This window comes from Pseudomonas sp. UYIF39 (assembly GCF_029963765.1).
Classification (GTDB): domain Bacteria; phylum Pseudomonadota; class Gammaproteobacteria; order Pseudomonadales; family Pseudomonadaceae; genus Aquipseudomonas.
Genome location: NZ_JALBYU010000030.1, coordinates 60,277 through 67,770 on the forward strand (window position 1 = coordinate 60,277; position 7,494 = coordinate 67,770).

The 7,494-nt window shown below is 61.2% G+C and carries 7 protein-coding genes; all 7 read left to right on the top strand.

What is annotated here, in order from left to right:
- The first annotated feature begins 38 nt into the window (after positions 1 to 38).
- The 7 genes from argH to MO767_RS27355 all read left to right on the top strand — a co-directional run bounded on the left by argH (position 39) and on the right by MO767_RS27355 (position 7,375).
- Complete coding sequence (gene argH, locus MO767_RS27325; RefSeq protein WP_282483073.1) at positions 39 to 1,466, top strand: argininosuccinate lyase; 1,428 nt, start codon at positions 39 to 41, stop codon at positions 1,464 to 1,466.
- A gap of 148 nt (positions 1,467 to 1,614) precedes the next feature.
- Entirely contained in the window at positions 1,615 to 2,493 is an 879-nt protein-coding gene (locus MO767_RS27330; protein WP_046047004.1) for an amino acid ABC transporter permease, read from the top strand.
- A gap of 10 nt (positions 2,494 to 2,503) precedes the next feature.
- Entirely contained in the window at positions 2,504 to 3,268 is a 765-nt protein-coding gene (locus tag MO767_RS27335) for an amino acid ABC transporter ATP-binding protein (protein WP_282483074.1), read from the top strand.
- 39 nt (positions 3,269 to 3,307) lie between these two features.
- Positions 3,308 to 4,132, top strand: coding sequence for an ABC transporter substrate-binding protein (locus MO767_RS27340; RefSeq protein WP_282483075.1), 825 nt, complete (start codon positions 3,308 to 3,310; stop codon positions 4,130 to 4,132).
- Between the two features lie 168 nt (positions 4,133 to 4,300).
- Complete coding sequence (locus MO767_RS27345; RefSeq protein WP_282483076.1) at positions 4,301 to 5,149, top strand: polysaccharide deacetylase; 849 nt, start codon at positions 4,301 to 4,303, stop codon at positions 5,147 to 5,149.
- Positions 5,142 to 6,029 carry a polysaccharide deacetylase gene (locus MO767_RS27350; RefSeq protein WP_282483077.1) on the top strand — a complete coding sequence of 296 codons (888 nt, stop codon included), beginning with the start codon at positions 5,142 to 5,144 and terminating at the stop codon, positions 6,027 to 6,029. Before MO767_RS27345 ends, MO767_RS27350 begins: the two co-directional genes overlap by 8 nt.
- Complete coding sequence (locus MO767_RS27355; protein WP_282483078.1) at positions 6,026 to 7,375, top strand: MmgE/PrpD family protein; 1,350 nt, start codon at positions 6,026 to 6,028, stop codon at positions 7,373 to 7,375. The genes MO767_RS27350 and MO767_RS27355 overlap by 4 nt, the downstream gene beginning before the upstream one ends.
- Positions 7,376 to 7,494 lie beyond the last annotated feature (119 nt).

The window sequence follows — 7,494 nt, forward strand, 5'->3', positions numbered from 1 at the left end:
ATCGATTTCAGTTCGCTTTACCGACGAGGAAAACAACAATGTCTCAAACCACCGACCGTCTCTGGGGTGCGCGCTTCAAAAGCGGCCCGTCCGACGCCCTGGCGGCCTTGTCCCGTTGCCCCGAGCGCTACTTTCGCCTCACCCCGTATGACCTCGCCGGTTCCAAGGCGCATGCCCGTGAATTGCAGCGCGCCGGGCTGCTGAGCGAACAAGAAACCCTGACCATGCTCGATGCCCTGGAATGCATCGGTGATGACTTCCGCGCCGGCAGCGTCGCACCGACCCTGGACGACGAAGACGTCCACACCTTTATCGAACGTCTGCTGACCGAACGCCTCGGCGCCCTCGGCGGCAAGCTGCGCGCCGGTCGTTCACGCAACGACCAAACCGCCAACGACCTGCGCCTGTTCCTGCGTGATCACGTCCGTACCCTCGCCGTTGAAGTCCTGTCCCTGCAACAAGCACTGGTGGATCAAGCCGAGCAACACATCGAAAGCATCTGCCCTGGCTTCACTCACCTGCAGCAGGCCCAGCCGATCGTTTTCGCCCACCACTTGCTGGCCCATGCCCAATCCATGTTGCGTGACGTGCAACGCCTGGTGGACTGGGACAATCGCACTTCGCTGTCGCCACTCGGCGCGGCGGCCATGGCCGGTTCGGCCATCGCGCGCCTGCCGCAGCAGTCCGCCAAGGAAATGGGCTACAGCGGCGTGTGTGAAAACTCCATCGACGCCGTCGCCAGCCGCGATCACGTTGCCGAATTCCTGTTCATTGCCAGCATGCTCGGGATCAACATTTCCCGCCTCGCCGAAGAGTTCTGCCTGTGGTCGTCGCGGCAATTTCGCTGGGTCGCACTGGACGATGCTTATGCCACCGGTAGCTCGATCATGCCGCAGAAGAAGAACCCGGACATCGCTGAACTGGCGCGGGGCAAGGCAGGTCGCTTGATCGGCAACCTGACCGGTCTGCTCTCCACCCTCAAATCCCTGCCACTGTCGTACAACCGCGACTTGAGCGAAGACAAAAACGGCGTGCTCGACAGTGTCGACACCTTGTTGCTGGTGCTGCCCGCCATGGCCGGAATGGTCGCGACCATGAAGGTCAACGTCGAAGAGCTGCGTCGTCAGGCGCCTCTGGGCTTCACCCTCGCCACCGAAGTCGCCGACTGGCTGGCCATGCGCGGCGTGCCGTTCAAGGAAGCTCACGAAATCACCGGCGCGCTGGTCCAGGCCTGCGAGAAACACGACATCGAATTGTGGGAAGCCTCGCCGGCACTGTTGGCCGAGATTGATCCGCGCCTGACGCCTGAAGTGCGCGAAGCCCTGACCCTCGAAGCCGCCATCGCCGCCCGCAGTGGCTGGGGTGGCACCGCACCGCAACAGGTGCGCGAGCAGATCGGCCGGTTGAAAACCGCCCTGGTTGCGCAGCACGAATGGACCGAGAACTATCAGGGTTTCCGGCTCTGAGCCACGACACAAAACCTGTGGGAGCGAGCTTGCTCGCGATAGCGGTGGGTCAGTCACATTGATGTTGAATGTGCCGACGCCATCGCGAGCAAGCTCGCTCCCACAGGGATTGAGTTGGATCTGAAAGAACAGCGTACGGAGAAGCAACATGAGCCAGACTCAGGCAGAACGACTCCAGGCGGAGCGCAAACTGGCGGAAAACCAGTTCGATATTACCCAGTACCACCATGTGCCACGGCGTTACTACGGGCGGATTTTCTTCGCCACCGTCATCGTCATTGCGATTCTCGGGCTGGTGCGGGCCTTCGCCGAAGGCAAGATCGAGTGGTCCTACATCGGCCAGTTCCTCACTTCCCAGGCGATCATGTGGGGCTTGCTCAACACCATCGTCATGGCGGTGCTGGCGATGGCGTTGGGCATTGTTTTCGGGGTGATCACGGCGATCATGCGCATGTCGGCCAACCCGATCCTGCGCTACGTGGCGGTGACCTACACCTGGCTGTTTCGCGGCACGCCACTGATTCTGCAACTGCTGTTGTGGTTCAACCTGGCGCTGATTTTCCCCACCATCGGCATCCCCGGCCTGTTCGAAATGGACACCGTGAGCCTGATGACGCCGTTCGTGGCTGCCCTCCTCGGCTTGAGCATCAACCAGGGCGCCTACACCGCTGAAGTGGTGCGTGCCGGCCTGTTGTCGGTGGACACCGGGCAGTACGAAGCCGCCAAGTCGATCGGCATGCCGCGCCTGCAAGCGCTGCGCCGGATCATCCTGCCCCAGGCCATGCGGGTCATCATTCCGCCGGTGGGTAACGAGTTCATCGGCATGGTGAAGATGACCTCGCTGGCGAGCGTCATCCAGTACTCGGAACTGCTCTACAACGCCCAGAACATCTACTACGCCAATGCCCGAGTGATGGAGCTGCTGATCGTCGCCGGTATCTGGTACCTGGCCACGGTCACCGTCCTGTCCTTCGGTCAAAGCCGTCTGGAGCGTCGTTTCGCTCGCGGCGCCGGCAAGCGTTCTTGAGGAGTTCAACATGAGAAGCATCGTCAAGGCCGTGAGCCTGAACAAGTACTACGACCAGTTTCACGCGCTCAAGGACATCAACATCGAAGTCGAGCAAGGCGAAGTGTTGTGCATCATCGGCCCGTCGGGCTCCGGAAAAAGCACCTTGCTACGTTGCGTCAACCAGTTGGAAAAGATCGACAAGGGTGGCCTGTGGGTCGACGGCGAACTGGTGGGTTACCGGGTTGTCGGCAACAAACTGCACGAGCTCAACGAGTCGCAGATCGCCCGTCAGCGTTTGTCCACCGGCATGGTGTTCCAGCGTTTCAACCTGTTCCCGCACATGACTGTGCTGCAAAACATCATCGAAGGGCCGTGCCAGGTGCTCAAGCGTTCGCCCAAAGAGGCGCATGAAGAAGCCGTGGAACTGCTCGCTCGCGTCGGCCTGGCCGACAAGCGCAACAGCTACCCGATCGAACTCTCGGGCGGTCAGCAACAACGCGTCGCCATTGCCCGGGCACTGGCCATGCGGCCCAAGCTGATGCTGTTCGATGAACCCACTTCGGCACTCGACCCGGAACTGGTCGGTGAGGTGCTGTCGGTGATGCGCGACCTCGCGCAAACCGGCATGACCATGATCGTCGTCACCCATGAACTGGGCTTCGCTCGCGAAGTCGCCAACCGCATGGTGTTCATGGACGGCGGGCAGATCGTGGAGGCTGGAAGCCCCGAAGAAATACTAATAAGTCCGCAAAACCCGCGCACCCAAAGCTTCATTTCTGCCGTTCGAACCTAAGCGTCCTTTGGCGCTCACAACACTCATAAGAGAACGACCATGAAGAACTTCGTTATCCCCGTAGTACTCGCAGGCGTCATGGCCTCAGGCTTCAGCTTCGCCGCCGAATTGCCGGCCAGCATCAAGGCCAAGGGCGAGGTCGTTGTGGCGATCATGCCGAACTACCCGCCGATGGACTTCAAGGACCCGGCCACCAACACCCTCACCGGGCTCGACTACGACCTGGGCAACGCCCTCGCCGAACGTCTGGGCGTGAAGATCAAATGGCAGGAAACCGGCTTCGAGCAAATGATCAATGCGCTGACCACCGACCGCGTGGACATGGTGATGTCGGGCATGACCGACACCGCCGAACGCCAGGCTAGCGTGACCTTCGTTGACTACTTCACCAGCGGTCCGCAGTTCTACACCTTGCAGAAAAACAAGGATTTCAACGAGATCATTGATTTGTGTGGCAAGAAAGTCGGTACCAGCCGCCGCACCACCTTCCCGGCGGAAATCGCCGAGTGGAGCAAGGCCAACTGCGAAGCCGCCGGCAAGCCTGCGATCAACGTGATCGGCACCGAAGGCTCGGCCGATGCCCGTGCGCAATTGCGTCAGAGCCGAATCGATGCGGCGATGCAGGGCAGCGAGACCTTGTCCTACCTGAAGACTCAGGAAAAGGACATGTACAAAACCGTGGGCCTGCCGATCTCCGAGCAGTTCACCGGGCTGGGCGTGAGCAAGAAAAAGCCTGAGCTGAGTGAAGCGTTGAAGGTCGCGTTGCAGAGCATGGTGGATGACGGCAGCTACCAGACCATTTTGAAGAAATGGGGCCTGGAACTGGGTGCGATCAAGACTGTGACCATCAACGCCGGCAAGTAAACCTGTAAGGGATGAATGTAGTACCTGTGGGAGCGAGCTTGCTCCGGGCGGCGTTCCGACGATGAGGCCATGCCAGTCAACATTGATGTTGAATGACACACCGCTATCGCGAGCAAGCTCGCTCCCACAGGGGTTGCGTGTTACCTACAAATGTACGGAGTGCCACTGATGTCTGCCTCTGCTCAACCCACCTGGCCCGACCAGCACAAAGCTTGCCTCGCCCTGGCTTTCGACCTCGATGGCCCGACCGGCGATGCCATGCTCAACGGCTCGATCTGGCGCAAGCCCGAGTACTTCGGTTTCGGCGGTTATGGCCCCTACCGCGCGCTACCACGAATCCTCGATGTGCTCGATGAGTTCCGGATCCCGACGACGTTCTTCGTCCCGGCCTGGGTCGTGAAGAACTGGCCGAAACAATGCCAGGCGATTGTCGAGCGCGGGCATGAAGTGGCCTACCACGGCTACAAACACGAATCCTTTTACGCCCTGACGCTGGAACAGCAAAAGGACGTGATGAAGAAATCCCGCGAGGTGTTCTGGAAACACCTGAACATCCACGCCGAAGGTTTCCGCACCCCGTCCGGCGACTGGCGGGCCGAAACCCCGGCGATGCTGGTGGAAGCCGGCGTGACCTACTCCAGCAGCATGCGCGGCGATGACCGGCCGTACCTGGTGAAAGTGCCGGGTCACGACACACCGCTGGTGGAAATCCCCGGCCGCTGGGAAATGGACGACTACGCCTCCCTCGCCTACACCCGCGCGCCGGACTTTCCTTCCGGGCTGGACCGCACCGCCAGCTACGCGCTGACGCTCGATAACTGGTGCCGCGAGTACGACGGCGCCATGAACGAAGGGTTGTGCCTGACCACCCTGTTCCACCCCAAGATCACCGGCAAACCGGGACGCATTCTGCTGCTGGAAAAACTCTTCGAACACATGCGCCAGCGCGATGACGTGTGGTTCGCCACGTGCCGCGATGTCGCCCAGTGGTGGCTGAAGGAGCATCACCATGGCTGATTCCACTGTCTGGCCCAAAGGGTACCGCTGCGCTGTGGTACTGACCGTCGATTACAACGACATCCACGGCATCCTCACTCAGGCCCCGGAAGTCGCCGGGCGCGACAAGACGCTGTCGGTCTGGCGCTATGGCACTGCGCGCGGCGTCGACCGGTTGCTCGGTTTGTTCGAAGAACTGGGGGTTTCCAGCAGCTGGTTTGTGCCCGGTATCGTCGCCGAGGAAAACCCCGGGCACATTCGGGCAATCCAGGCCGGTGGGCATGAGATTGCCTGCGCCGGGTATCGCCATCAGAACTACGACACCCTGAGCCTCAACGAGCAAAGCGTCGAGATTTCCAAAGGCTGTGAGGCGTTAACCGCGCTGACTGGCCAGCGTCCAACAGGCTTTCGCATCCCGGCCGGCAACGGTGCGCCGGGCTTCATCGAGGCGTTAAAGGATCACGGCATTCGCTGGTCATCGTCGTGGCGCGGTGATGATTTGCCATTCGCTCATCCGACCGCGCCGGACGTCATCGAACTGCCGTTGCACTACGAACTGGAAGACGAACCCTACTTCGCTTTCAACCTGAGCCCGGCCGTGCCGCCGGCGCAATCGCGGATCGCCTCTTACAGCCACACCCTGGGCAACCTGCAAATGGACTTCGCCGGGTTTCACCGGTTTGGTTTGTGTTATGTGCTGCGGCTGCACCCGGAAATCATTGCGACACCCGGGCGGATTGGCGTGTTGCGCGAGTTGCTTGAGGGGATTCAACAGCACGATGACGTGTGGATCGCCACGGGGGCCGAGGTCGCTGACTGGTGGGCAAAATCGGCGCTGCCGGTGACCGAGGATCATCCGGCCTCGGTGTATGAGCGCCATTATCGGGATTACCTCCTATGACCGAGCGGATGCAACGCCTGGCGAAGTTCTGCGTCGACACCCGATTCGAAGACTTGCCGCCCGCACTGGTGGCCCAAGCCAAGCGGCACATACTCGACACCTCCGGCGCGACGTTGGCCGGGGCTGGTAGCGAGGTAACCAAACAGGCATGTCAGGTGTTCGACGGTGAACTCGGGAGCACGGTGATCTGGGGCACCGATCAGCGAACCGGCGCGGCTCAGGCCGCCATGCTCAATGGTGTCGCCGCCCATGCCCTGGAACTGGACGCCACCGGTGGCTGCGACCATTCCGGCGCGGTGGTGCTGCCGGCGGTCATGGCAGCAGTGTCGATGTCTGGAAAACCGGTGAATGGCCGGGAGTTGATCACGGCCGTGGTGATTGGCTATGAAATCGGCCGCCGGGTGCTCGAAGCCTGCGGTAGTTATTCGGCGCACAACAGCGCCGGTTGGCACTCCACCGCCACCTGCGGCGTGTTCGGTGCGGCGGCGGCCAGTGCGCGAATTCTCGGACTGGATATTGGGCAAACCATCTCGGCGCTGGGCATTGCCGGCAGTTTCAGTGGCGGGTTGTGGGCATTTATCCACGACGGTTCGCAAAGCAAAAAACTTCACACGGGGCGTGCCGCCGAAGGTGGATTGCTGGCAGCACGATTTGCCCAACAAGGCATCACCGGTCCAACGAAGTTGTTCGACGATGTCTGGGGCGGGTTTCTCAAGACTTTGGCTGGTGAGACTGCACAACCTGAAGCGCTGGATGCCGACCTGGGCGTTGTATGGAAGCTCGCTCGCTGCTCGATCAAACCTTACGCCGCGTGCCGCGGAACGCATTCAGCCATTGATGCGCTGGGGCTGTTGCTGGATCAACTGCAGGTCAGCGCAGATCAGGTCGAGGATGTTCAGGTGTCGTTGTGCGGGTTTCTGCAGGACATGTGCGGCGGGCGTGACGCCGGTACGCTGGCGGCAGCGCAGATGAGCCTGCCGTATGCCCTCGCCGCGCGGCTGGTCCAGGGCCATTGCCGGTTAGAGGCTTATGACGATGAACAACGGGGCGATCCACGGATTGCTCACTGGATGTCGCGCATCCGTCTTGAAGTGGATCCGCAACTGTCAGAGGATGGTGAGCCCGTTGTCAGCGTGCGGACCGTGGACGGTCGGCAGGCGAGCCTGTGTGTCGACCCGCCGCTGGGTGCTCCGGGGAATCCGCTGAGTGATGCGGCGCTGGAGGAGAAGTTTTTCAGTTTGGCGGTGCGGGTGATGTCGCGGGGGCAGGCAGTGGAATTGCTTGGGCAGTTGCAGCGACTGGAAACGCTTGAATCGGTTCGTTCGCTGGATCGGTGGCTGACTTGACTATGTCGTTGTCTGCGCGGGCCTCATCGCGAGCAAGCTCGCTCCCACAGGGGAACGCATTCCAAATGTGGGAGCGAGCTTGCTCGCGATGGCGGCGCCACGGTGTCGTATCGAACACT